Genomic DNA, 23806 nt, shown 5'->3' on the forward strand with positions numbered 1-23806 from the left:
GGTGGATGCGGGCCGGACGTGGGCCGGAAGGGGGCGGTGTGTCAGCCCGTCGCCCCCTCCCGCAGCACCCGGAAGCCCAGCCCCGCGCGCGTCAGCCGCTCCGTGAGCGGTCCGCCCATGGCCGCTGCCGGGGTGACCTGGCCCGAGGTCGCGGGGAGGTCGTCGTGGGCGAGGCACAGCGTGGCCTCGGCCAGGATCTTCGCGGTCTCGTCGTAGCCGGGGTCGCCGCCGGAGACCTCGGTCACCACCCGACGGCCACCGCCCTCGCCGACGAACCGCACCCTGAACCAGCTCCGCGCGCGCCGCGCCTCGTCGGGCCCCTCGCCCGGCGCGAGGCGTGAGGAGAGCAGGCGGCGCGTCGTCGGATGCTGTGCGAGCGCGAAGGCGACGCCGACCGCCGCCAGTCCGCCCGCGACGACAGGGAAGCGCTTCACGGCGGCGTAGTGGCGATAGCGGAAGTCAGGGCCGTAGCGCTCCAGCGCCGCGGCCGAACGGCCGATGATCTGCGGGTCGATGGTCGGCAGCGGCACCGCCCAGGCGTCCACCTCCGGCACGCGGCGGTCGCGGTCCAGCGGGGTGTGCACCGCGCGGCCCTCGGGGCGCGGCTCGGCGCGGCGGCGCTCGCGGGCCGTACGCGTCATGCGGTCGAAGCGCGAGAACGCGGTCAGCGTGCTCGCGAAGGTGCCCTCGGAGAACCTGGCGTTGGTCCGCACATAGCCGTCCACCCGCAGCGGCACACCCTCGGGCAGCTGCTCGACGGTGAAGCGCGCGCCCAGGTCGTGTGGCACCGAGTCGAAGCCGCAGGCGTGCACGAGCCGGGCCCCGGTCTCGCGGGCGCGGTCGTGGTGGCGCAGATACATCAGGTCGGCGAACTCCGGCTCGCCGGAGAGGTCCAGATAGTCGGTGCCCTCCTCGGCGCAGGCGGCGACGAGCGGTGTGCCGTAGCGGATGTACGGGCCGACGGTCGTGGCCACCACCCTGGCCTCGGCCGCGATGGCGCGCAGCGAGGCGGGGTCCGTGGCGTCGGCGGTCAGCAGCGGCAGCTTTCCGAGCCCGGGACGGAGGTGCGCCAGGCGCTCGCGGAGCTGCTTCAGCTTCTCCGTGTTGCGGCCCGCCAGCGCCCAGCGGCAGTCGTCGGGCGCGTGCTCGGCGAGATAGCGGGCGGTCAGCTCGCCCGCGAACCCTGTCGCGCCGAACAGCACGATGTCGTACGGACGGTCGCCCTTCCGGGTCCGGGAGACGTCGGTGTCCCCGGTGTTCCGGGTGCTCTCGGGGTTCTTGGCGTTCCTGGGGGTGTCAGCCATGCGGGCTATTTGAGCAGACGTGACATCCGCCGGTCGGCGAGGGGCTTGCCCCCGGTCTGGCAGGTGGGGCAGTACTGGAGCGAGGAGTCGGCGAAGGACACCTCGCGGATGGTGTCGCCGCAGACGGGACAGGGCTCGCCCGTGCGGCCGTGCACCCGCAGCCCGCTCTTCTTCTCGGACTTGAGCTTCCCCGCCGCCACCCCGCGCGAGCGCTCGACGGCCTCGCGCAGCGTGCTGCCGATGGCCGCGTGGAGCGCGGCGATCCGCTTCTCGTCCAGTTCGGAGGCGAGCTTGTACGGGGACATCCTGGCCACGTGCAGGATCTCGTCCGAGTACGCGTTGCCGATACCCGCGATGACGCCCTGGTCCCTGAGCAGCCCCTTGATCCGGTGCCGTTGGCCGCGCAGCAGGCCAGCCAGGACCTCGGGTGTGAAGTCCTCGGCGAGGGGGTCGGGGCCGAGGCGGGCGATGCCGGGGACCTCGGAGGGGTCCCGCACGACGTACACGGCGAGCCGCTTCTGCGTGCCCGCCTCCGTCAGGTCGAAGCCGTCGCCCTCGGGGCCCGCGAGGTACAGCCGCAGTGCCAGCGGCCCCTTGCCCGCGCGGGGCGGCGCGTCGGGAAGGCTGTCCTGCCAGCGCAGCCACCCCGCCCTGGCGAGGTGGACGACGAGATGGAGGCCGCCGTCGGTGGCCAGGTCCAGGAACTTGCCGTGCCGGGCGGCGCCGGTGAAGGTCTGGCCGTGCAGTGCGTCCAGCGGCGGATCGTAGGTCTTGAGCACGCTCACCGCCACGGGCAGCACACGTGCGACGGTGTGCCCGGTGAGGCGTTCGTCCAGGAAGCCTCGCAGTGCCTCGACCTCCGGTAGTTCCGGCACGGTCTCTCCTTCCCCGTTCCCGCAGCTTGCCCTCGCACCTTCCAGGGTGCGGGACCCTGCGCGTGTGCGCATGTACGGGGTGCGGAGATGCGCCGGGCGTGTCCGCCGTACGTCTGCCGGGCGTGTCCGGTGCGCCGGACGTGGCCGCGTGTCGAGCGGGCTGCGCGGGTCCGGCGCACCGGGGGTGCCCGGCGCGGGGCACCGGGCTCCGGGTGGCGGGTCAGGCCAGCTTCGCGTCCAGCGTGATGGTGGTGCCCGTCAGCGCCTGGCTGACCGGGCAGTTCGCCTTCGCGTCCTCGGCCGCCGCCGTGAAGCCCGCCTGGTCGAGGCCGGGGACCTCGCCCTCCACGGTGATGTGGATGCCGGTGATACCGGTGCCGGGCTGGAGGGTGACGTCGGCCTTGGTGGTCAGGCGGGTGGGCGTGTGGCCCGAGGAGCCGAGCCCGTTCGACAGCGCCATGGAGAAGCAGCTCGAATGCGCGGCGGCGATCAGCTCCTCGGGGCTGGTCTTGCCGTTGGCCTCCTCCGCGCGCGCTGGCCAGGAGACGGCGTAGTCGCCGATGCCCGAGGAGTCGAAGGAGACGGTGCCGTGCCCGTCCTTCAGCGCGCCGGTCCAGACGGTGTGGGCGGTACGTGTGGTGGCCATGGTGGGTGAACCTCTCTCGACGTGTGTGGTGGTGGTGGGTGACGGGTGCGGCTGGTGTGCCGCCGTTTCCCCACCGTACGACTGCACTGTAGGGCGGCCCTCACACCCTCCGCGTGAGATCTTCCCGCCGTCCTCCGAACGGTGTGCGGGACGGTGTGCGGACGCGGCCCGGGACCGACCGGGTCCGACCGGTTCCGACCGGGACCGGCCCCGGGCCGCGGCTCACCTGACGGGCGGCTCAGGCGAAGGCGGGCATGATCCGGTCGTGGATCAGCCGCAACTGGGTGTCCACGTCGGCGACCCCGTCCAGTTCCCTGCCCGTGAACGCCTTCACCAGGCCGCTGTCGGTGAGGGCGCAGATCATGTGGTTGACGCCGCTCGGCGCGATCTCGTCGCGGATCTTCTCCGCGCACTCCTCGGGCGTCCCCGCGACGGACAGCCGCTCGGCGACCTCCGGGCTGGTCAGCTCGATGCCACGGGCCAGATCCCCCGCGCCGATCGCCTCGATGACCGGCTTCAGCTCGCCCGGGTCCACGCCATTGCGCACCAGCTGCTCCTCGGGCATGGACGAGGCGTAGATGCCGACCATGCTGCGGGCCGCCTCCTTCGCCCGCGCCCCGTCCGGGCCCGTCGCGAAGACGACCCACGCGCCGATGTCGAGCGCCCGCCAGTCCTTGCCCGCGCGCTCGGCGCCCGCGCGGATGTGGTGCACCGCGTAGTCGTACGCCTCGCGCGTGTAGCTGAGCGCGTGGTGGCAGCCGTCGGACAGCTCGCCCGCGGCCTCGAAGGACTTCGGCCCGCGCATCGCGCCGAGCTTCAGCGGCAGCCGTTCCTGGACGGGGCGCGCGAAGGTGAACAGGCCGTTGTACGAGTAGAACTCGCCGTCGCGTGTGATCGTGCCCTCGTCGAGCAGGGTGCGTATCACGGCGAGCGCTTCCTTGGTGCGCGACAGGGGCTTGGTGCGTGCCCAGTCGATGCCGTACTGCGCCAGCAGGCCGAAGTTGCCGCTGGAGAGCACGCCTTCGGCGCGTCCTTCCGACAGCTCGTCCAGCGTCGCGAGCGCCTGCGCGACGAGGCTGGGCTCCCGCAGGGTGACGGGGGTGACGCTGGGGCCGAGGCGTATGGAGCTGGTCTGTCCCGCCGCGGCGGCGAACAGGAGCCACATGTCCTTGTGCCAGGTCTCGTCGGCCGCGTAGCAGGCGTGGAAGCCGAGTTCGTCGGCGAGCCTGATGGAGGCCAGGGACTCCTGGAGCGGATAGTCGGGGAGCATGGCGTAGCTGAACCTCACGGTTGCCACCTTCCTGCCTGTAGGGGCCTGTGTGGGGTGGAACTCGGGGTGGATCAGGGCCGGACGCCGGTCCGTGGGCGGATTCTGCCAACTCCCGCGCCGTGAAGGGAGGGTGCGGCGTGCACGTAACGTTCACATATGTTCACGCACGGTACAGGGGGTTGTGTACCGGGTATCGGACCGGTATCCAGACGCGGTCATCCGCACGGGCACGACAGGAAGAAGTGGTTCGCTGTGATCAAAGGCGTCGATGTCGCCTCGTACCAGTCCGAGAACTACAGCACAAAGGGTCTAGATTTCGTCTTCATCAAGATCACCGAGGGTAGGTCGTACACCAACCCCAAGTGGGTAGCGCAGCGCAAGACGGCGCGGGACGCCGGACTGGTCACCGGCTTCTACCACTTCGGGAGGTCGGGCAGCATCAAGGGCCAGGCCGACTATTTCCTCTCGAAGATCAACCTGGTCGCCGGTGACATGCTCGTCCTCGACTGGGAGGACTCGGCGGTCACCAACTCGGAGAAGGACACCTGGATCAAGTACGTCCAGGAGAAGGCTCCCGGCCACAAGGTGCTGCTGTACTGCAACGTCAACTTCTGGCTGAACCACGACACGACGTCCTTCGCGGGCGACGGCCTGTGGATCGCGCACTACAACGGGAAGCCGGGCAAGCCCGGCATCAAGCACCCGTGGCGCTTCCACCAGTACACGAGCAGTCCCATCGACACGAACCTCGGCGACTTCGCCAGCCGCGCCGCGCTGCGTGAGTGGGCGGGCGGCACCGGCTCGACGACGGAGGACCGGCGGCAGGTGGAGGAGGAGCTGGCGGAGGGCTGAGCGGGACGGACCGGTGGACGGGCTGGCGGGTCGCTGCGGGGGACGGGCCGGAGAGGTCGCGGGGCTGGTGTTCAGGGAGCGCACATCCGGGCTCCCCGACATGGACACGTCCAGTCCAGTCCGCGCGGTCAAGAAGGAGGGGAACGGTCCGTCCCCGCAGTACAGGAGAGCACACCGTGTCCCCGTCGTACGCTTCCGCTCCGGCTTCCGCTCCGGCCGCACCGCCCGTCCCCGCTACGGCAACCGCTCCCGGGCCCGCTCCCGCGCCCGCCAGGTACGAGGTCTCCCTCGCCCGCGAGGAGGCGGAGGTGCGCGCGGCCCAGCGGCTGCGGCACACCGTCTTCGCCGACGGCATGGGAGCCCGCCTCACCACACCCGAGCCCGGCCTCGACATCGACCCCTTCGACGCCTACTGCGACCACCTCCTCGTGACCGAGACGGCCTCCGGCGAGGTCGTCGGCACCTACCGGCTGCTGCCGCCCGAGCGGGCCGCCGTCGCCGGACGGCTCTACGCGGACGGCGAGTTCGCCCTCGACCGCCTCGCGCCCCTGCGGGACGACCTGGTCGAGGTCGGCCGCTCCTGCGTGCACCCCGAGCACAGGGACGGCGCGGTCATCGCCCTGATGTGGGCGGGCATCGCCCGCTACCTCACCCGTACGGGACACAACTGGCTCGCGGGCTGCTGCTCCGTACCCCTCGACGACGGCGGACGGCTCGCCGCCGGGGTGCGGCGGACCCTGAACGAGGCACACCTGACGCCCGAGGAGCACCGCGTGACTCCCCGGCTGCCCTGGTGTCCCCCGTCCGACGACATCCCCGCTCTGGCACGCCGCGCCCTGCCGCCGCTGCTGCGCGGCTATCTGAGGCTCGGCGCGCGTGTGTGCGGGGAGCCCGCGCACGACCCCGAGTTCGGGGTCGCCGACTTCTACGTCCTCCTGTCGCTCCGCGACGCCGATCCCCGCTATCTGCGCCACTTCCTGTCCCTCGTCCCGGCGTGAACGGCCGTGAGCGACGGTGAGAAGCCGCTTCCCGCTCTGCCTGCCCCTTCTGCCCACGCGTGGATGCCCACCGCACCCTGTACGACGGCGGACTGCGTGCCCGAGGGCGCGCCCACCGTCGGCACGGCGCGGCGGGCGGCGCGCGGCGCCGCCCTCCTGGCGGTGCTGCTCATGGGCATCGTGGCCGCGCCAGTGGTGCGGCTGCTGCCGGGGCGTCCGACACGCGCTGCGGTACGGGGGTGGTCGCGCGCGCTGGTGCGGGCGGCGGGGGTGCGGTTGCGGATACGGGTACGGGGGACGCCGCCGGGTCAGGGCCCGAGTGCGGGCGGTGACGTGGGTGCGGGGCCGTTCGGGGTGCGGCGCGTGCCCGAACTCGTCGTCGCCAACCATGTCTCCTGGCTCGACGTCCCCCTCGTCGCCGCCGTGCGCCCCGGCCGGATGCTGGCCAAGGCCGAGGTCGGCGCGTATCCGGTGCTCGGCGCGCTGGCCGCCCGCGCCGGAACCCTCTTCATCGACCGGGCGCGGCTGCGCTCACTGACGGACACGGTCGCCGAGGCCGCGGCGGCGCTGCGGGCCGGTTCGACGGTCGTCGTCTTCCCCGAGGGCAGCACCTGGTGCGGCACGGAAGCGGGCATGTTCCGTCCCGCGCTCTTCCAGGCCGCGCTGGACGCGGGGGTGCCCGTGCGGCCCGTTGCGGTGCGCTATCTGACCCGGCACGGGGCCGCCCTCCACCCCACGACCGTGGCCGCTTTCGTGGGCGAGGACACGCTGTTCGCCTCGCTGCGACGGGTGACGGCTGCCCGCGGCCTCGTGGCCGAGGTGACCGTGCTGCCGCCCCTCTCCGTGCGCGACCACACCTGCCGCCGGGCCCTGGCCAGGGCGGCTCACGGGTCCGTAATGACGGGCGCGGCCGACAATCGTTGGCGTGGGCAGATAATGTCCCCGTCATGCCGGAAGCCAACTCTGCCCCGAAACCCGACACCGACGCCGCCCCCGGGTCCGACGCCGAAACCCGTACGGGTACCGGCGCGGACACCGGGGAGGACGCCGCCCCCGACACCAAGCCCGACCCCGAGCCCCGCCCCACGCCCGACGAGGGCGCGTACGACGACGAGCCCGGCGAGGACGGACACGAGGGAGAGGGAGAGGGAGAGGGAGAGCCCGAGGGTGAGAGAGCGGGGCTCACCCCGCGCCAGGCACGGCGCATACGAATAGTCCTCTCCGCCGCCGTCATGATCGCCGTGGCCGTCGCCCTGGTGATCCGTCTCAACAGCGCCCCGTCTGTCCTGACCGTCGGCTTCTACGGCATCGCGCTCATCCTCTCCGGCACCGCCATCGTCCTCAGCCGCCGCGGCCGTACCCGGGTGGCGACGGGCGTACTGGCACTCGGCTTCGGCGCGGTCCTTCTCGCGGAGAAGCTGCTGTCGGCCACGGAGTAGCCGCGAGCCACGGCGACGGCCGAACTCCCGGGCGTACTCTGCTTCGTATGACGGAGGAACTGCCCGAGATGCGGGCCTCGGACGCGGAGCGCGAGCGGATCGCCGACGTGCTGAAGGAGGCCGTGGCCGAGGGGCGGCTCGGGGTCGACGAGTTCCAGGAACGCCTCGACTCCGCCTACCGGGCCCGTACGCGCGGGGAGTTGGAGCCGCTCGTACGCGATCTGCCCACGCCGGGGGCCACTTCTCTCGTCAAGGGGCACGGGTACGGATACGGGCAGGTGGCGGGTTCGCGCGCCCCGGCCCCGCGCAGGCCCGGCGCCGCCGAGCGGATCGGCGGGCGGGGCACGTCGAGTTGGGGCGTCGGCATCCTGGGCGGCTTCGGCCGCAAGGGCAACTGGACGGTGCCGCGCGCCTTCACGGGCGTCGCGATCATGGGCGGCGGCGAACTGGACCTGCGCGAGGCCCGCTTCGAGGAGCGCGAGGTCGTCATCCGGTGCTTCGTCTTCATGGGAGGCATCGACGTGGTGGTCCCGTCGGACGTCGAGGTCGAGGTGCGCGGCATCGGCATCATGGGCGGCTTCGACTCGAGCGCGAGCGGCGAGCACACCGGTGGTCCGGACGCGCCCCGCGTGGTCGTCACCGGCCTCGCCGTATGGGGCGGGGTCGGGACGGAGCGCAAGCTGACCCGCGAGGAGAAGCGGCAGCGTCGCGAGGACAAGCTGCGAGGGCGCGAGGAGCGCAGGAAGCAGCGCGAGCTGGACCGTCGTGAGCGCCGGGAGTCCCGTCGCGAACGCGACAACCGGCACGGGCTGGGGTCCGGGCACGGGCCCGCACTCGGGCCCGGACGCGGGCACGGCCACGGCCGTGGACGGGGGGCCTACGGGGAACCGGACGCGCCGGACCGTGCCGATCGCGCAGATCGGGCCGACGGCTCCGGGCCCGCCCCCGCGGAGTGACACACGGGGCCGGGCGACCGGGACAGGGGCCGGAGGACGAGGGACCGGGGAGGAAGTAGCGCGGCTCAGTGCCAGGCCGGGGCGTCCGTGCCGGGTTCGCCGGGCGGACGTGACCAGTCGGCGGGGCCGCCCTCGTAGCCGACGGGGGACAGCGCGTACCGCAGTCGTCCCAGCGGCCCGGAGCACTCGGAGAGCCAGGGCGAGGGATCATGCGCTGGCCCGTGGGTGCCCGCCGCCTCCGCCCCGCTACCGGTACCGGACCCCGTCCCCGACGTGTGGGCCGCGTCGCCCAGCAGCCAGGAAGCCGTCCGCGCCAGCGCCAGCCGCACCACGCGGGAGCCGCTCGCGCCACGCCGCTGCTCCGTGAGGGAGCGCAGCACGGCAGCCGCCAGCAGATAGCCGCTCCCGTGGTCGAGGGCCTGCGCCGGGAGAACGCCGGGCGCGCCGTCGGGCCCCGCCTCGACGGCCGCGATGCCGCTCGCGGCCTGTACGAGGCTGTCGAACCCGCGCCGTCTGTGCCACGGGCCGTGCGCGCCCCACGCGCTGAGCTGCCCCACCACCAGCCCCGGCCGCCGGTCGGCCAGCGACTCCGGCGCGAGGCCGAAGCGGTCGAGGGCACCGGGACGGTACCCGGTGAGGACGACATGCGCCGAGGACAGCAGCTCCTCGAAGGTGGCCTGCCCGGCGCGGTCGCTCAGGTCGAGCAGCGCGGACCGTTTGCCGAAGCCGCTGTCCGCGTGCGCGTCCCGCCTCTCGGGGAGCTGCGGCGCGTCGATGCGCAGGACGTTCGCGCCCAGCAGCGCGAGCGTCCGGCTGGCGACGGGGCCCGCGATGACCCGGGTCAGGTCCAGCACGCGTACGCCGTCGAGGGGGCGGCCGGACGGGCCCTGCGCGCCGTCCCCGGACGTCGCGCAGGGGGCTGCGAAGGGGAGGACCGGGGCGCGGTCGAGGCGCTTCGCGGACAGCAGCGGCTGCCGCGTCAGCGCCGCGCCCTGCGGATGCCGCGCCCAGTCGTGCGGGGTGCGTACGGCGACGGCCAGGCCGCCCGCCGCGTACACCTCGGTCTCGACCTCCACCGCCTTCCGCTCGGCCAGCACGGCGGCGACCCGCTCGGCGAGCGCGGCCTCCGTGGCCCTTTCCGTGGTCTCTGCCGTTGCCTCTTCTGCGCCGTCCTGGAGGCCGAGCGCCGTGAGGAGCCGGGCGCGGTGGTGCGGGTAGTTCGCGTGGGTGCGCAGCCAGCCGTCGGCCGTGCGCCAGAAGCGGGAGAGCGGTGCGAAGTTCGCAGGTTCGCGGCCGTCGACGCGCAGCTGGCGCTCGCTGACGAAGGCGGTGGCGACGGCGCCGTCGTCGACCCGTACGGACGGCACGTCGGCCGCCTCGGGCCCCTCGCCGTCCGCGCCGCTCGTGCCGCCTGTCTCGCCCGTGCCGCCCGTGCCGTGGGCCCTTACCGACGCCAGTTCGGCCGCTGCGAGCGAGCACACCGCCACCGTCGAACGCGCCAGCTCCAGCACCGGCAGCCTGGAGGGGAGCAGCCGGGGGCGGCGTACGAGCGAGACGCGGTCCAGCAGCGCGGGGTCTCCGCCGAGCGCTGCCCAGGCGTGTGCCGTGGCGTCGTCCGTACGGGCAGGTACGGGGGGTTCCGGCTGCGCGGGCCCGGCGGGTGCGGGAACGGGAACCGGGACAGGCGTCGTGAGGGGCGCCTCGGGGGCGGCGTCCGTGCTGCCCGTCTCGCTCATGCCGTCCTCGGCGCCGCTCCTCCGGGGTGTGGGGCCCGCTTCGACATCGCGGGTCGTGCTGGTCACCGCTGCTGAAGATCGCTCCATATCGGGCATTGTGACACCTTGCCCAGGTGAGAGGTATCAGCCGCGAGTGGCGGTGTCTCCACGGATGGCGGTGCCGTGGGGCGCGGCTGACGGTGGCTCAGGAGCTGTCGGCGATCGGGGCCGGAGCGGTGGGAGTCGTGACGGGTCCGCGTCAGTCGGCTAGGTTCCTGCGCCATGAGGGGCGAGGGGATGACGATGACGGTGAGACGACTGGTGGTGGCGGCCCTGTGCGGGGCTGCCGTGTGTGCCGCGCTCGGAAGCGGTCAGGCGGCGGCGGGTGCGGCAGGCGCGTCGAGTCCGTCGGGGGCGTCCGGCGCGTCCGGCGGCGGGGTGGATTCTGTCGCGTGGGACGGCCAGCGCGGTCTGCGCGGCCAGGGCGGCCGGGACAGTCGGGGCGGCTGGGGCTGGTCGCTCAAGGACAGCGGGAGCGAGGCCCGTTTCCGCGGACTCGCCGCCGTCAGCCGCTCGACGGCCTGGCTCGCGGGCAGCGGGGGAACGGTCCTGCGGACCCGTGACGGCGGTACGCGCTGGACGGACGTGTCGCCGCCCGGGGCGGAAGACCTGGAGTTCCGCGACGTGGAGGCGTTCGGCCCGGACCGGGCCGTCGTTCTCGCCATCGGGGAGGGCGAGGCGTCGCGCGTGTTCCGTACGGACGACGGCGGCGCCACCTGGAAGGAGACTTTCCGTAACGACGAACCGTCCGCCTTCTACAACTGCCTCACCTTCTTCGACCGGTCCCACGGCCTGGCCGTCAGCGATCCGGTCGACGGCGCGTTCCGTGTCCTCGGTACGCGGGACGGCGGCCGGAGCTGGCGGGTGCTGCCCTCCGACGGGATGCCCGAAGCGCTGCCCGGAGAGGCCAACTTCGCGGCGAGCGGCCAGTGCCTCGTCACGGCGGAGGGCGCGCGGGGCGAGGGGCGCGGTACCCGTTCGGGTGATGACGTGTGGATGGCGAGCGGCGGCGGTGCCACCGCGCGGATCTACCACTCGGCCGACCGCGGCAGGAACTGGACCGCGTCCGAGGCGCCCGTGCCAGCGGGCCACTCCGCGCGCGGCGTCTTCGGCCTCGCCTTCACGGGCCAGGGGCACGGGCATGGGCACGGGCACGGGGGCGCCGGGCAGGTGCGGGGCCTGGCCGTCGGCGGTGACTACCGCGCCGGTGAGCGCTCGCCCGACGCCTCGGCCGTGAGCCGTGACGGCGGCGCCACATGGCGGGCGAGCGACCGCCCGGTCCCCGCGTACCGCTCGGGGGTCGCCTGGCTGCCCGGCACCCGCTCGGCCGCCCTCGCGGTCGGCCCCACCGGCACCGACCTCAGCCTCGACGCCGGACGCACCTGGCACACGGTGGACGGCGGTTCCTACGACACGGTCGACTGCGCGGACGCGGCCCGCGCCTGCTGGGCGGCGGGGGAGAAGGGGCGCGTGGCCCGCCTGGAGCCGGGAGCGTCGGGAGCGCCGTCACAGGGCTGACGGCGGCGGAAGGCGCTGACGGCGTCGACGGCCGGGCGCGATGATCATCATTGCGGTAGCGTGACGCCCCCATGAGCGGCTCCCAGGACTGGCCCCGTACCGAGGCCGAAGCGCTAGCAGTGCAGGACTCCCTGCGTACCCAGGTCGAGGAGACCGACCAGTCCCCGGCCCCCGGCGCAGCGGGAACGATCGCGGTCGGTCTGGACGTCGCGTACGACGACGCGCGGGACGTGGTCGCCGCTGCCGCCGTCGCCCTCGACGCGGCGACCTTGGAGGTCGTCGAAGAGGCCACCGCCACCGGCCGGGTGGCCTTCCCGTATGTGCCGGGGCTGCTCGCCTTCCGGGAGATCCCCGCGCTGCGGGACGCGCTCGACGAGCTGGGCCGACGGCTCGGGCGCGCACCCGACCTCCTCGTGTGCGACGGCTACGGACGCGCCCACCCGCGCCGTTTCGGTCTCGCCAGCCACCTGGGCGTGCTCACGGGGCTGCCGGTGATCGGCGTCGCGAAGAACCCGTTCGTGTTCCGGCACGGCGTGGTCGGCCCGGACCGTGGCGACAGCGCCGCGCTGCTCGACGGGACGGAAGAGGTCGGGCGCGCGCTGCGCACGAGGCGCGGTGTGAAGCCGGTCTTCGTCTCGGTCGGCCACCGCGTCAGCCTGGACAGCGCCTGCGCGCACACGCTGAGCCTGGCCCCCGACTACCGGCTCCCTGAGACCACGCGCCGCGCAGACGCGCTGTGCCGACGCGCCCTGCGCGAGAGCGCCTGAGCCCTCCGGGCACTGAGGGTTCTGAGTGCCTGGGCGTTTGGGCGTCTGACCACGGTCCGAACAGATGGGAAGTGGCGCCTGTCTGAACGGGCGTCAAACCTTGACACCCGCCGCCTGGCGGAGGACATTCAGCGATGACATGGGACGTCCCATGTCCAATTTAGCCGCAGTCATCCTGTGTTGGAGCCGCGATGTCGTGTCCGCTTCCCGTGCCGCTCACCGGGATCGTCCCGCCGCTGTGCACTCCGCTGACGCACGAAGGCGAGATCGACACGGCGGGTCTGCGCGCACTGGCCCAGCGGCTGGTCAGGGCGGGCGCGCGGGCGCTGTTCGCCCTCGGCTCCAGCGGCGAGACCGCGTATCTGAGCGACGTACAACGCGACACCGTCCTGCGTACCGTGGTCGAAGCGGCCGACGGCGAGGTACCCGTACTCGCGGGGGTCATCGACATGACCACGCCCCGCGTGCTCGATCAGGCACGCAGGGCCGTGGACGCGGGCGCCGACGCGCTCGTCGCCACCGCGCCCTTCTACACGCGCACCCACCCCGTCGAGGTCGCCGGGCACTTCCGCCGCATCCGCGCCGCCGTCCCGCTCCCGCTGTTCGCGTACGACATCCCGGTGGCCGTGCACCACAAGCTCGCCGCCGCCACCGTTCTCGAACTCGCCGAGGACGGCACCCTGGCCGGGCTGAAGGACAGCAGCGGCGACGACGGAGCTCTACGACGGCTCCTCGTCAGCCTGCGGCAACGCGGCCTGCTGGAGCGCTTCTCCGTGCTCACCGGCTCCGAACTCGCCGTCGACGGCGCGCTGCTGGCCGGTGCGCACGGGGTCGTTCCCGGCCTCGGCAACCTGGACCCGGACGGCTACGCGCGGCTCTACGCCCACGCCCGCGCCGGACGCTGGCGCGAGGCCGCCGAGGAACAGGACAGGCTCGCCGCGCTGTTCGCCCTCACCGACGTGGGCCCCGAGGACACCATGGGCCGCAACTCGTCCGCGATCGGCGCCTTCAAGGCCGGGCTGCGGCTGCTGGGCGTCATCGACTGCGCGGCCACCGCCCCTCCCCAGGTCCCCCTGGACGCGACGGCCGTGAAGCGGGTCGGCGCGCTGCTGGAGGAGGCGGGGCTGCTGTGACCGGGTCTCCCGCCTCCCGTACACCCGCCGCGCTGCCTTGGTACCGCGAGGTCTCCCGTACGCAATGGAAGTCGATGTTCGCCGCCTGGCTCGGCTATCTCCTCGACGGCTTCGACTTCGTCCTCATCACACTCGTCCTCACCGAGATAGCCGACGAGTTCGGACTGAGCACGGTGGAGGCGGCGAGCCTGGTGTCGGGTGCCTTCATCACCCGGTGGCTCGGCGGCGCGCTGCTCGGCGGCATGGGCGACCGCTACGGGCGCAAGCCCGCGATGATCGCCAGCATCCTGCTCTACTCGCTGGGCACTTTCGCCTGCGGCTTCGCCTGGAACTACCACAGCCTCTTCGCCGCCCGCCTCGCCATCGGGATGGGCATGGCGGGGGAGTACAGCGCCAGCGCCACGTATGTGCTGGAGAGCTGGCCCGTCCGCATGCGCAACCGCGCCTCCGGCTTCCTCATCTCCGGCTACGCGGCGGGCACCGTCCTCGCCGCCGAGGTCTACAAGTGGGTCGTCCCCAGCCTCGGCTGGCGCTGGATGTTCTGGATAGGCGTGCTGCCGATCGTGGTGGCGCTGTGGGTGCGCCGGGCGCTCCCCGAAGCGGGCGACTGGCAGGCGGAGGTCCACGGCACGGGTACCCGTACCGGCACCGTCCCCGGAGGCGAAGCGCCGGGCGCAGGCGAACCGGCCGGGCCCGGCACCTTCGACGGGCAGGACAAGCTGGACGCACCACCCTCGCCACCGACAGCAGCACCGGCACCAACAGCCGAGACACCGGCACAGGCACAGGCACAGGCACCGGCACAGGAACCGGCACCGGTACCGGCACCGGCCGCGACCCCTGGCACGGGCGAGAGCGGACCGGCCACGGCAGCGGTCCGGGGCGGCCCGCCACGGCGCCCCAACCCCTTCCGCCCCCTCTTCGGCGACCCGCGCCGCGCGGTGGCCAACTCCGTGCTCGCGATCCTGGCGACCGTCGCCCTCTTCCTCGTCTTCACCCCACTGGCCGCGGGACTCACCTGGCCGCTGGCGCTGGTCGCCGCCGGGTGCCTGATCGCCTTCGCCGTCCAGCTCGGAGGCCGTCGGAGCTGGGTGGTCTACGTGGCCCTGATGGTGACCGTCTTCTGCGCCTTCCTCTACTCCTGGCCCATACAGTCACTCCTCCCGACCTATCTGAAGACCGAACTGGGCTACGGCGCCGACGAGGTCACCGACGTCATGTACTACGCGGGGTTCGGCACCATGCTGGGCTGCTGGCTCGCCGGATTCGTCGGCGACTGGCTGGGCACCCGCCGCGCCTACGCCCTCACCCTCCTCGCCTCCCTCGCCTTCGTCTTTCCCGTGTTCGCGGTGCAGAACAGCCTGGTGGGGCTGGGCGTGCTGCTCTTCGGGCTGCTCGCACTGAGCCAGGGCATCTCGGGGCTGCTGCCGAAGTACATCGCGGGTCACTTCCCGGTCGAGACCCGCGCTGCCTCGCTGGGGTTCGTCTACAACGTGGGCGCTCTCGGCGGCGCCGTCGCCCCCGTGATGGGCGCCGAACTGGCCGAGGGCATGACGCTGGCGCAGTCGCTCGCCATCCTGACCTTCGGGCTGACGACACTCGTCATCGTGCTCGTCGGTCTCAACGTGCCCTATCGCCTCAACCGCTACCTGCTCCGCCGCACCGGCCACCACGACGTCACCGAGGACCACCTCGCCGCGGTGACGGCGACTCAGAAACCCAGGCCGGCGGACTGACCGCCCGCGCCCCTCGCGGGCGCTGACCGAGTCGCCGTTGCCCAGGGCCGAGCGTCGGCCCCGGTACCCGGGACCCGGTACCCGGGACGCGAGCGGCATCCGGACCGGCTCCGAGTTCAGTTGCCGGCCGTTAGTTCTTCTGCAAGGCGCGGGTGACGCCCGCGATGACGGCGGTCGTCAGCAGCCAGCCGAAGGCGATCAGCAGGTAGGCCAGCCACTGGAGACCGCCGTCCGTCCAGTACCAGGCAGTGCGCTGCCCCAGGCCGCCGATGGGGATCAAGAGGTCGAGTGTGTAGACGAGGGGGTGGAACGGGGCGCCCTCGCCCTGTTTGACCGGGTGCGGGGAGTGGGCGCCGAAGGACAGCGTGCCCAGCAAGGTCAGCGCGAGGAGCCAGACGCCGGCCAGCCACGGGCGGTAGCCATAGCCGACCGTCGCGTCGAGCAGGTGCCCGCACACACGCGCCGCCGGGGACAGGGTCCGACGCCGATGGCGCTGCTTGGCCAGGAGAACGCGGCGGGCGTCGTCGTCATGGCCGTCCTTCCGGTACCAGCTCGCCAACTGCTCATAGGGCTGGGGGTTGTAGCCCGGGCTGCGCCGTATCCACGCCACACGGTGGGCCACGAAGTCCCGCCGCCCCACCGCCTCCCGCCGCTCGCCCGCCTCGACCGCCTTGACGGAGCCGTAGACGAAGCCGTCCAGCTCCACCACGTCCGGCCAGCTGTTGCGGCTGTCGTGGAGATGAGACACCTGCGCGCCCCGCAGATCCACGGTGCCCGACGGAGGCTGGGCAGGGGTGAAGTCGAGGTCGACGGCCTGCATCCGCAGGGCGACCAAGGACGGGCCATCGCCGGGCGGCCCGTTCAGAACGGCTCCTTCGAAGGTCAGATTGTCCGAGATACGGGCGCCCCGCAGTCGTACGGTCCCGTTCGCGGTGAACCCGTCGGAGAAGTCGAGCGTTGAGGCCACGGCGTTGTCCAGGGCGAGCGCCGTCCCGTGTGGCCCGGGGCTCACCAGGTGCGCACCCTGCATGAACAGTCCGCCCGGCAACTGCGCGCCCAGCAGCCGCACTTCGCCACGCGCGACGAACCCGCCCCGGCAGGTCACGCCTCCTTCCATGACCAGGCCGCCTGCGGCCACGGCCCATCCTCCGGGCGCGCTGACCTCGGTCCCGTTCAGGAGCATGCCGCCGGTCACCAGGGCATCGCTCAGGGACAGTGCGGTGCTCACATGGTTGAAGGGCGAGGAGGCGAGGCTTTCCACCACGGAGTGCCGCAGGTCGAGCGTGCCCTCGAGGCGGGCCGAATAGGCTTCGATGCCCGGTACGCGGCTGCCCGTGATCACGAGCGTCTGTGTCGACGCCCCCAGCAGGTCCACCGACTCCTCGAGCCAGCAGCCCTTGAGCCAGAGGGCATAAGCGATCTGCGCCCCGGCCAGATCGAGGCGCCCGGTTATCCGTGCCCCGGCGAGCCGCAAGCACGCTACGGCGCCTGGCTGCGCGGTGTTCGCGCCGAGGAGCAGCTCTGCGATCACCGCGGCCCGAACCGTCCGCTCAGGGCCCCACCGCCCACCCTCGGCGACCCGGTTGTCCTCTGGTGCACCTGTGCGCAGGTCCACGCGGCGTCCCTCGGGGAACGCGTCCCACAACGCACGCTCCGGTGAAGTCAACTCGTCGTATGAGAGCACTCGTGCAGAGTAGTGATCTCCCTTCGCGCTCCACTCGCCCACCGCGTGGACCGGAGGCGGCCCAACCTGTTGGGGGTTCTTACTCCTCCGGCCTGGCCGTCACCACACGCAACCCGTGCTCGGTGAACTCGCGACGTACCCCCTCCTTCACTCCCGCGTCCGTGATGAACGTGTCGAAGACGTCGGCGCCGCCGATCCTGGCGAAGCACCGCTCGCCGACCTTGAGGGAGTCGGCCACCACCACAGCCCGTGACGCCCTCTCGGCCATCAGACGGTTGACCCTGGCCTCGGCCTCGTCGTGAACCGTCGCCCCCATCACCGGGTCCACCCCGTTGGCGCCGATGAAGGCGATGTCCAGGGAGATCTGCTGAAGCACCAGCTCGCTGAACGGCCCGATCAGTTCGAAGGAGCGGGAGTGTGCGACCCCGCCGGTCAGCACGATCTTGATCTGGGGGCGGACCGCCAGTTCGTTGGCGATGTTGAGCGAGTTGGTGACGACGGTCAGATGCGGCTGCGGTCCCGGCTCGGAGAACTCCGGACGGGTGGCCAGTGTCCGGGCGATCTCCGTCGTGGTGGTGCCGCCGCTGAGGCCGACCACATTGCCTCGCTCGACCAGCTTCGCCGCCGCCTGCGCCACGGCCTGCTTCCCCGAGGCGTGATGGCCCCGCTTGTAGCGGATGGGCAGGTCGTAGGCGACGGAGCTGAGCACCGCCCCGCCCCTGGTCCGGGTCAGCAGTTGCTGGTCGGCCAGGGTGTCCATGTCACGCCGCATCGTCGCCGCCGACACCTCCAGCGCGGTGGCGGCCTCCTCGACATCGACACGGCCGCGCTCCCCGAGCAGCTCAAGCAGGGCGTTCATCCGCTCATGGCGCTTCACTGGTTCTTCTTCTCCCGCGTCGGTCGGTTGCGTCGGCGAGCCTATCCGGCCACCGCGGGAGCCCCGAGAAGGCGCAGCAGCCGCGCGGCCTCCCTCGCCACCGCCTCACGGGCGGGGCCCACATACTTCCGCGAATCGACGAGCGTGGGGTCCTGGGCCAGCACACTCCGCACCTCCCCGGTGAAGACCGACACCAGATGCGTGGATATGTTGATCTTCGTCATGCCCGCCGCTATCGCGGCCCGCAGCTCCTCGTCCGGCACACCCGACGAACCGTGCAGCACCAACGGCACCGGCAGTGTCTCCCGCAGCGACCGGATCAGCTCCTTGTCGAGGACGGTGGTCCGCTCCCGCATGGCGTGCGAGGAGCCGACCGCCACGGCGAGGGCATCCACACCCGTGGCACCCACGAAGGCCAGCGCCTCGGCCGGATCCGTACGGGCCCCAGGGGCGTGCACCCCGTCCTTGCCGCCCACCTCGCCCAGCTCCGCCTCGACATAGGCACCGCGCTCATGGCACCAGGCCGTCAGCTCCGCCGTCACCGCGACGTTCTCCTCATAGGGGAGGGCCGAGGCGTCCACCATCACCGAGCCCACTCCGGCCCCGATGCCCTCGTGCACCAGGGCGGGATCGGTGATGTGGTCCAAGTGCACGGAGACATCGGCTTCGGCCGCCTCGGCGAGGGCCAGCGTGGCGCGGGTGAGCGGCAGCAGGCCACCGTGGTAGCGGACGCAGTTCTCGCTGATCTGGAGGATGAGGGGTATCCCGGTGCGCTCGGCCGCGGAGACGAGGGCCTCGGCCGTTTCCAGATGGATGACGTTGAACGCGGCGGCACCGGCTCCCGAGGCGCGGGCCGCGTCGACGACGGACGCGGTGGAGACGAGGGGCATGGGCGTGAACTTCCCTTGTGTGGCGGACGGAGGGGAGGGCGAAGGCCAGGGCGGGACCGGACGGGGGCAGGAGACCTCGGCCGGGCCGCGGGCCGGGGCGCGCCGACGTTCGGTCAGGAACCGTCGAGCATCACGGAGCGGGTCAGGCTGCGCGGGTTGTCCGGATCCAGCCCGCGAGCGCGCGCCCGCTCCAGGGCGACACGCTGCACCAGCACCAGATCGGCCATCGGATCGCGGCCGTGGGACACGAACCGGGCACCGGTGCGTGCCACCTCCGACTCCAGCCCCGCCGGTGAGGGGCCGAAGAGCCAGGTGACGCGTCCCGGTGCCGCGATGGATATCGGCCCGTGCCGGTACTCCATGGCGGGATAGGACTCCGTCCAGCTCTGGGACGCCTCGCGCATCTTCAGCGCCGCCTCGTTGGCCAGGCCGACGGTCCAGCCGGTGCCGAGGAAGGAGAACTGCTCGGCGTCCACCCACTCCTCCTCGACGGGGCAGGCCAGCGCTTCCTCGGCGTCGCCCACCGAGGCCGTCAGGTCCTCGCCCAGGTGGGCGCGGAGCAGGGCGAGGGCGGTCGTCGCGAAACGGGTCTGGACGACGGACCTCTCATCCGCGAAGGGCAGGGCGACGACCTCGTCGGACAGTTCCGTCGCGGGAGTGTCCTGGTCCCCCAGCACGGTCACCGTCGGGATGCGTCCCTTGACCGATTCGAGCAGCCTCAGGACCTCGGTCGTGGTGCCGGAACGGGTGATCGCCACCAGTGCGTCATAACCGCGGTCGGTGCCGAGGAAAGCCTCGGACGCGGCGAACGCGTCCGTCACCCCCAGCCCCGCCGCCTCGCGCAGCGACGCGTACGACTGGGCCATGAACCATGAGGTGCCGCATCCCACGACCGCGACACGCTGACCCTCCTTCGGCAACGGCGGCCTGGACGCTCCGATACGCGCGGCCTCCCGCCAGGTCTCCGGCTGACTCCGCAGTTCCCGTTCCATGTGCACGGACTCACTCATGAGCTGCCCCGCCCCTCTTGATGCGAATTGATTGTTCAAGCCTTGCTGCAATCAATATTAAGCATCGGCAGTGCGCGGATTCCATCCCTCGTGCGGGTGAACTGGCGAGCGAATCGGCGCCGAAGACCCGTCATGTTCCGCGCCTGACAGGCGCTTTGTCGCAGGTGAGCGGCCGGATGAGTCCGCGCGAGAGGGGTGTTGACAGTTGCGCGAAGCGGGTCGAATAGTGACGTCATCCATCACGCAGTTTCCGAGCAGCTTCGCGCTCCACCGACCGAAAGGCCCGCTATGTCCACAACGATGCTTTCTGTGAGCCCGGCGCCGACGAGGGGTGCGCGAGGGCTTCGCCGGGCGGGCCCGCGCCGGGGCGGAGCCAAGTGGGCGGGCCTCGTGGGGTGTTGTGGTGTACGCCACTGCGCCGGGGTCCACGCGGGGGGCCTGAGAGGGCTTGTGGAAAGTGAAACGCGTTCTTAGCATCGCTGGTGTTACATCACTTGTGTCATACGGCTGGGGGCTTGATGGCAGTGTCGGCGTCAGCGGCGGGAGAGAACGGCGGCGGTCCTCTCAAGGGCGTGCGCGTGGTGGAGCTGGCGGGCATCGGCCCCGGCCCCTTCGCCGGGATGGTGCTCGCCGACCTGGGGGCCGATGTCGTACGGGTGGACCGTCCCGGCGGCGCCGCCCTGGGCATCGACCCCGCGTACGACATCACGAACCGCAACAAGCGCTCCGTGGTGCTCGACCTCAAGTCGGAGGCGGGGAGAGCGGCGGTGCTGGACATGGTGGAGCGCGCCGACATCCTGATCGAGGGCAACCGGCCGGGAGTCGCCGAGCGGCTCGGCGTCGGCCCCGACGCCTGCCTGGCCCGCAACCCCCGGCTCGTCTACGGACGGATGACCGGCTGGGGCCAGGACGGCCCCCTCGCCCAGCGCGCGGGCCACGACATCGGCTACATCGCCCTCACCGGAGCCCTCGGCATCACCGGCCCTGCCGACGGACCGCCCTACGCGCCCGCGAACCTGCTGGGCGACTACGCGGGCGGTTCCCTCTACCTCGTCATCGGCGTGCTCGCCGCGCTCCAGCACGCGCGGAGCGAGGGCGGTGAGGGACAGATCGTCGACGCCGCGATCGTGGACGGCACCAGCCACCTCTCCTCGATGATCCACGGCATGATGGCCGCCGGAGGCTGGCAGGACAGGCGCGGAGTCAACCTGCTCGACGGCGGCAGCCCGTTCTACGGCACCTACGAGACCTCCGACGGCGGCCACATGGCGGTCGGGGCGCTGGAACCGCAGTTCTACGAGGAGTTCATCGGCCTCCTCGGACTCACCGACGAGGCACCCAACCGTAGGGACCTCGGGTCCTGGGGCGTGCTCCGCGAGGCCATCGCCAAGCGCTTCAAGACCCGTACGCGCGAGGAGTGGACGGCGGTCTTCCAGGACTCGGACGCCTGCGTGGCACCCGTGCTCTCCCTCGCCGAAGCACCGTCGCACCCCCACCTCGCCGCGCGCGGAACGTTCGTGGAGCACAGCGGCATCACCCAGCCCGCACCGGCACCCCGCTTCTCCGTCACGCCCGGCTCCGTCACCCGGTCACCCGCCCTGCCGGGGGCCGACGGAGCGGAGGTCGCCCAGGACTGGGGCCTCCCCTCCCTGGCCCCTCCGGACCCCTCGGCTGCCCCGTCCGCCCCTGTACCGCCCGCCTCTTCGACCCCCTCAGCCAAGGACGGTGACGCGTGAAGATCGCTACCTCGCTCCAGTACGCCGACAACCCCCGCCAGGCCGCAGACGACGTCGCGAGGCTGGAGGCCGCGGGGCTCGACGCGGTGTGGGTCGCCGAAGCCTACGGCTTCGACTCGCCCACCGTGATGGGCTATCTGGCCGCCCGCACGGAGCGGATGCTCATCGGCGCCGCCATCCTCAACGTCTACTCGCGCACCCCAGCGCTCATCGCCCAGACAGGCGCCGGGCTCGACGCGCTGTCCGACGGGCGGGCGCTCATCGGGCTCGGTGCGTCGGGACCGCAGGTGGTTGAGGGGTGGCACGGCAAGCCGTACGACAAGCCGCTCGGCCGCACCCGCGAGACGGTCGAGCTGTGCCGCCGCATCTGGCGCCGCGAGGTCATCGACCACCACGGCATCACCGACATGCCCCTGCCGCCCGAGAAGGGCGGCAAGCTCGGCAAGCCGCTGAAGATCCTCACCAGGCCCGTCCGGGAGGAGATCCCGCTCTACGTGGCGGCGCTCGGCCCGGCCAACGTCCGGATGACGGCCGAGGTCGCCGACGGCTGGCTGCCCCACCTCTTCGTGCCCGAGAAGGCCGCGAACGTCTGGGGCGAGGCCCTGGCCGAGGGCACCGCCAAGCGCGATCCCGCACGCGGGCCGCTGGAGACCGTCGCGGGCACGGTGCTCGCTGTGGGGGAGGGGGCCGAGGCCGTACGCGAGACGCTGCGCCCCCTCATCGCCCTCTACATCGGCGGCATGGGTGCCAAGGGCAAGAACTTCTACAACGACGTGGCCCGCGCCTACGGATACGAAGAGGCGGCGGAGAAGGTCCAGGACCTCTATCTCGCGGGTAAGAAGAAGGAGGCGGAGGCGGCCGTTCCTGACGAGTTCTGCGAACTCGTCTCCCTCTGCGGTCCCGAGGGCTATGTGCGCGACAGGCTCGAAGCCTTCCGGGAGGCGGGCGTGACCATGCTCAACGTCGTCCCCGTCGGCCCGGACCCCGCAGGACTGATCGAGCAGGTCAAGGGCTGGCTCTGACCACGGTCCGGCCCGCGCGTCGCCGCCCCGGCCCCGCGAACCGAACCCCCTCCACTGACCCCCTCCACTGAACCCCTCCGCCACGGCTCGAAGGAGAGCACCCACCACCATGAAGCGGCAGATCTTCACCGAGGACCACGAGGCGTTCCGCCAGACCGTACGGACCTTCCTCAGCAAGGAAGTGGAGCCGCACTACGAGCAGTGGGAGAAGGACGGCATCACCTCCCGCGACGCCTGGCTGGCGGCGGGGCGGCAGGGGCTGCTCGGTCTTGCCGTGCCCGAGGAGTACGGGGGCGGGGGCACCGAGGACTTCCGGTACGCCGTGGTGCTCGCCGAGGAGTTCACGCGCGCGGGCGCCGCCGGTCTCGCGGTCGGCCTGCACAACGACGTCATCGGGCCCTACCTCACCTCGCTCGCCACCGAGGAGCAGAAGCGCCGCTGGCTGCCGGGCTTCTGTAGCGGCGAGAAGATCTCCGCCATCGCCATGACCGAGCCGGGAGCCGGATCCGACCTCCAGGGCATCCGCACCACGGCCGAGGACAAGGGGGACCACTGGGTCCTCAACGGTTCCAAGACCTTCATCTCCAACGGCATCCTCGCCGACCTCGTCATCGTCGTCGCGAAGACGACCCCCGAGGGCGGCGCCAAGGGCCTGAGCCTGCTGGTCGTGGAGCGCGGCATGGAGGGCTTCGAGCGCGGGCGCAACCTGGACAAGATCGGCCAGAAGGCCCAGGACACGGCTGAGCTGTTCTTCAACGACGTCAAGGTCCCCAAGGAGAACCTCCTCGGCGAGCTGAACGGCGCCTTCGTCCACCTGATGACCAACCTCGCCCAGGAGCGGATGACCATCGCCGTCTCGGCCATCGCCGCGGCCGAGCACGTCCTGGAGTTCACCACCGAGTACGTCAAGGAGCGCGAGGCGTTCGGGCGCCCCCTCGCACGGCTCCAGCACATCCGCTTCGAGATCGCCGAGATGGCGACCGAGTGCGCCGTGACCCGCAGCTTCCTCGACCGCTGCATCGAGGACCACACCAAGGGCGAGCTGGACGCCGTGCACGCCTCCATGGCCAAGTGGTGGGCCACGGAGTTGCAGAAGCGGGTCGCCGACCGCTGCCTCCAACTCCACGGCGGCTACGGCTACATGAACGAGTACCAGGTCGCGCGCGCCTTCACGGACGGACGCATCCAGACCATCTACGGAGGCACGACCGAGATCATGAAGGAGATCATCGGCCGCTCGCTGCTGAACTGACCGCCCGCCCCTTCCCGCACCCCGCCCCGCCTCTCCGACGCCCCCCTCCCGCACCCTCCCCGGCCC

General features: G+C 72.3%; 20 protein-coding genes and 1 pseudogene. 12 read left to right on the forward strand and 9 right to left on the reverse strand.

Translation table 11 applies throughout. The features are described 5' to 3' along the window. Positions 1 to 41 precede the first annotated feature (41 nt). The 4 genes from ACYVOO_RS27830 to ACYVOO_RS27845 all read right to left on the reverse strand — a co-directional run bounded on the left by ACYVOO_RS27830 (position 42) and on the right by ACYVOO_RS27845 (position 4113). Positions 42 to 1304: a saccharopine dehydrogenase family protein gene (locus ACYVOO_RS27830; RefSeq protein WP_461018464.1), complete on the reverse strand. Its 1263-nt coding sequence runs from the start codon at positions 1302 to 1304 to the stop codon at positions 42 to 44. 5 nt (positions 1305 to 1309) lie between these two features. Next, positions 1310 to 2179, reverse strand: coding sequence for an Fpg/Nei family DNA glycosylase (locus tag ACYVOO_RS27835; RefSeq protein WP_461018465.1), 870 nt, complete (start codon positions 2177 to 2179; stop codon positions 1310 to 1312). A gap of 220 nt (positions 2180 to 2399) precedes the next feature. Then, entirely contained in the window at positions 2400 to 2825 is a 426-nt protein-coding gene (locus tag ACYVOO_RS27840; RefSeq protein WP_461018466.1) for an OsmC family protein, read from the reverse strand. Positions 2826 to 3063: 238 nt separating this feature from the next. Continuing rightward, positions 3064 to 4113 carry an LLM class flavin-dependent oxidoreductase gene (locus ACYVOO_RS27845; RefSeq protein ID WP_461018467.1) on the reverse strand — a complete coding sequence of 350 codons (1050 nt, stop codon included), beginning with the start codon at positions 4111 to 4113 and terminating at the stop codon, positions 3064 to 3066. A gap of 234 nt (positions 4114 to 4347) precedes the next feature. On the opposite strand from ACYVOO_RS27845, the gene ACYVOO_RS27850 reads away from it, so the two are divergent. The 5 genes and pseudogenes from ACYVOO_RS27850 (at position 4348) to ACYVOO_RS27870 (ending at position 8340) form a co-directional block, all read left to right on the forward strand. Continuing rightward, a complete protein-coding gene (locus ACYVOO_RS27850) occupies positions 4348 to 4947 on the forward strand; it encodes a glycoside hydrolase family 25 protein (RefSeq protein WP_453346114.1) in 600 nt (199 codons plus the stop codon). A gap of 176 nt (positions 4948 to 5123) precedes the next feature. Then, a complete protein-coding gene (locus tag ACYVOO_RS27855; protein WP_461018468.1) occupies positions 5124 to 5945 on the forward strand; it encodes a GNAT family N-acetyltransferase in 822 nt (273 codons plus the stop codon). 171 nt (positions 5946 to 6116) lie between these two features. Beyond that, positions 6117 to 6584 (forward strand): annotated as a pseudogene (locus ACYVOO_RS27860) (lysophospholipid acyltransferase family protein); the annotation flags it as partial. Positions 6585 to 6892: 308 nt separating this feature from the next. Next, complete coding sequence (locus ACYVOO_RS27865) at positions 6893 to 7384, forward strand: hypothetical protein (RefSeq protein WP_461018469.1); 492 nt, start codon at positions 6893 to 6895, stop codon at positions 7382 to 7384. A 47-nt stretch (positions 7385 to 7431) separates the two neighbouring features. Then, positions 7432 to 8340, forward strand: coding sequence for a DUF1707 SHOCT-like domain-containing protein (locus ACYVOO_RS27870; protein WP_461018470.1), 909 nt, complete (start codon positions 7432 to 7434; stop codon positions 8338 to 8340). A 65-nt stretch (positions 8341 to 8405) separates the two neighbouring features. Here ACYVOO_RS27870 and ACYVOO_RS27875 read toward each other — a convergent pair whose 3' ends face one another. After that, positions 8406 to 10163: a CoA transferase gene (locus tag ACYVOO_RS27875; RefSeq protein WP_461018471.1), complete on the reverse strand. Its 1758-nt coding sequence runs from the start codon at positions 10161 to 10163 to the stop codon at positions 8406 to 8408. 189 nt (positions 10164 to 10352) lie between these two features. Between ACYVOO_RS27875 and ACYVOO_RS27880 the strand changes: the two genes are divergently transcribed. From ACYVOO_RS27880 to ACYVOO_RS27895, 4 genes are all read left to right on the forward strand, one after another. Then, a complete protein-coding gene (locus ACYVOO_RS27880) occupies positions 10353 to 11633 on the forward strand; it encodes a WD40/YVTN/BNR-like repeat-containing protein (protein WP_461018472.1) in 1281 nt (426 codons plus the stop codon). A gap of 71 nt (positions 11634 to 11704) precedes the next feature. Further along, positions 11705 to 12400: an endonuclease V gene (locus ACYVOO_RS27885; protein ID WP_461018473.1), complete on the forward strand. Its 696-nt coding sequence runs from the start codon at positions 11705 to 11707 to the stop codon at positions 12398 to 12400. Positions 12401 to 12591: 191 nt separating this feature from the next. Then, the gene (locus tag ACYVOO_RS27890; RefSeq protein WP_461018474.1) at positions 12592 to 13533 is read left to right on the forward strand and encodes a dihydrodipicolinate synthase family protein; all 942 of its coding nucleotides are present in this window, start codon (positions 12592 to 12594) and stop codon (positions 13531 to 13533) included. Between the two features lie 74 nt (positions 13534 to 13607). Beyond that, positions 13608 to 15269 carry an MFS transporter gene (locus ACYVOO_RS27895; RefSeq protein ID WP_461018770.1) on the forward strand — a complete coding sequence of 554 codons (1662 nt, stop codon included), beginning with the start codon at positions 13608 to 13610 and terminating at the stop codon, positions 15267 to 15269. 130 nt (positions 15270 to 15399) lie between these two features. On the opposite strand, the gene ACYVOO_RS27900 is transcribed toward ACYVOO_RS27895, so the two are convergent. From ACYVOO_RS27900 to ACYVOO_RS27915, 4 genes are all read right to left on the reverse strand, one after another. After that, positions 15400 to 16953, reverse strand: a complete 1554-nt coding sequence (locus ACYVOO_RS27900; RefSeq protein WP_461018475.1) for an oxidoreductase — start codon at positions 16951 to 16953, stop codon at positions 15400 to 15402. A gap of 79 nt (positions 16954 to 17032) precedes the next feature. Next, positions 17033 to 17830, reverse strand: coding sequence for a DeoR/GlpR family DNA-binding transcription regulator (locus tag ACYVOO_RS27905; RefSeq protein ID WP_461018476.1), 798 nt, complete (start codon positions 17828 to 17830; stop codon positions 17033 to 17035). 41 nt (positions 17831 to 17871) lie between these two features. After that, positions 17872 to 18720, reverse strand: coding sequence for a class II fructose-bisphosphate aldolase (locus ACYVOO_RS27910; protein ID WP_461018477.1), 849 nt, complete (start codon positions 18718 to 18720; stop codon positions 17872 to 17874). Positions 18721 to 18833: 113 nt separating this feature from the next. Then, the gene (locus tag ACYVOO_RS27915) at positions 18834 to 19730 is read right to left on the reverse strand and encodes an SIS domain-containing protein (RefSeq protein ID WP_461018478.1); all 897 of its coding nucleotides are present in this window, start codon (positions 19728 to 19730) and stop codon (positions 18834 to 18836) included. A 518-nt stretch (positions 19731 to 20248) separates the two neighbouring features. Here ACYVOO_RS27915 and ACYVOO_RS27920 point away from each other — a divergent pair. The 3 genes from ACYVOO_RS27920 (at position 20249) to ACYVOO_RS27930 (ending at position 23740) form a co-directional block, all read left to right on the forward strand. Then, positions 20249 to 21466 (forward strand): CaiB/BaiF CoA transferase family protein, encoded by a 1218-nt coding sequence (locus tag ACYVOO_RS27920; RefSeq protein ID WP_461018771.1) that lies wholly within the window; start codon positions 20249 to 20251, stop codon positions 21464 to 21466. After that, positions 21463 to 22488 carry an LLM class F420-dependent oxidoreductase gene (locus tag ACYVOO_RS27925; protein ID WP_453346126.1) on the forward strand — a complete coding sequence of 342 codons (1026 nt, stop codon included), beginning with the start codon at positions 21463 to 21465 and terminating at the stop codon, positions 22486 to 22488. The genes ACYVOO_RS27920 and ACYVOO_RS27925 overlap by 4 nt, the downstream gene beginning before the upstream one ends. Before the next feature lie 109 nt (positions 22489 to 22597). After that, positions 22598 to 23740 (forward strand): acyl-CoA dehydrogenase family protein, encoded by a 1143-nt coding sequence (locus ACYVOO_RS27930; RefSeq protein WP_461018479.1) that lies wholly within the window; start codon positions 22598 to 22600, stop codon positions 23738 to 23740. Positions 23741 to 23806 lie beyond the last annotated feature (66 nt).

This window comes from Streptomyces daliensis, from assembly GCF_054782395.1.

Bases quoted from the DNA above. Each gene is read 5' to 3' on its own strand.
- ACYVOO_RS27870 (WP_461018470.1), top strand. From the start codon at position 7,432: ATGACGGAGGAACTGCCCGAGATGCGGGCCTCGGACGCGGAGCGCGAG.
- ACYVOO_RS27880 (WP_461018472.1), top strand. From the start codon at position 10,353: ATGACGATGACGGTGAGACGACTGGTGGTGGCGGCCCTGTGCGGGGCT.
- ACYVOO_RS27920 (WP_461018771.1), top strand. From the start codon at position 20,249: ATGGCAGTGTCGGCGTCAGCGGCGGGAGAGAACGGCGGCGGTCCTCTC.
- ACYVOO_RS27910 (WP_461018477.1), bottom strand. From the start codon at position 18,720: ATGCCCCTCGTCTCCACCGCGTCCGTCGTCGACGCGGCCCGCGCCTCG.
- ACYVOO_RS27830 (WP_461018464.1), bottom strand. From the start codon at position 1,304: ATGGCTGACACCCCCAGGAACGCCAAGAACCCCGAGAGCACCCGGAAC.
- ACYVOO_RS27875 (WP_461018471.1), bottom strand. From the start codon at position 10,163: ATGGAGCGATCTTCAGCAGCGGTGACCAGCACGACCCGCGATGTCGAA.
- ACYVOO_RS27885 (WP_461018473.1), top strand. From the start codon at position 11,705: ATGAGCGGCTCCCAGGACTGGCCCCGTACCGAGGCCGAAGCGCTAGCA.
- ACYVOO_RS27840 (WP_461018466.1), bottom strand. From the start codon at position 2,825: ATGGCCACCACACGTACCGCCCACACCGTCTGGACCGGCGCGCTGAAG.
- ACYVOO_RS27915 (WP_461018478.1), bottom strand. From the start codon at position 19,730: ATGAGTGAGTCCGTGCACATGGAACGGGAACTGCGGAGTCAGCCGGAG.
- ACYVOO_RS27895 (WP_461018770.1), top strand. From the start codon at position 13,608: ATGTTCGCCGCCTGGCTCGGCTATCTCCTCGACGGCTTCGACTTCGTC.
- ACYVOO_RS27890 (WP_461018474.1), top strand. From the start codon at position 12,592: ATGTCGTGTCCGCTTCCCGTGCCGCTCACCGGGATCGTCCCGCCGCTG.
- ACYVOO_RS27865 (WP_461018469.1), top strand. From the start codon at position 6,893: ATGCCGGAAGCCAACTCTGCCCCGAAACCCGACACCGACGCCGCCCCC.
- ACYVOO_RS27930 (WP_461018479.1), top strand. From the start codon at position 22,598: ATGAAGCGGCAGATCTTCACCGAGGACCACGAGGCGTTCCGCCAGACC.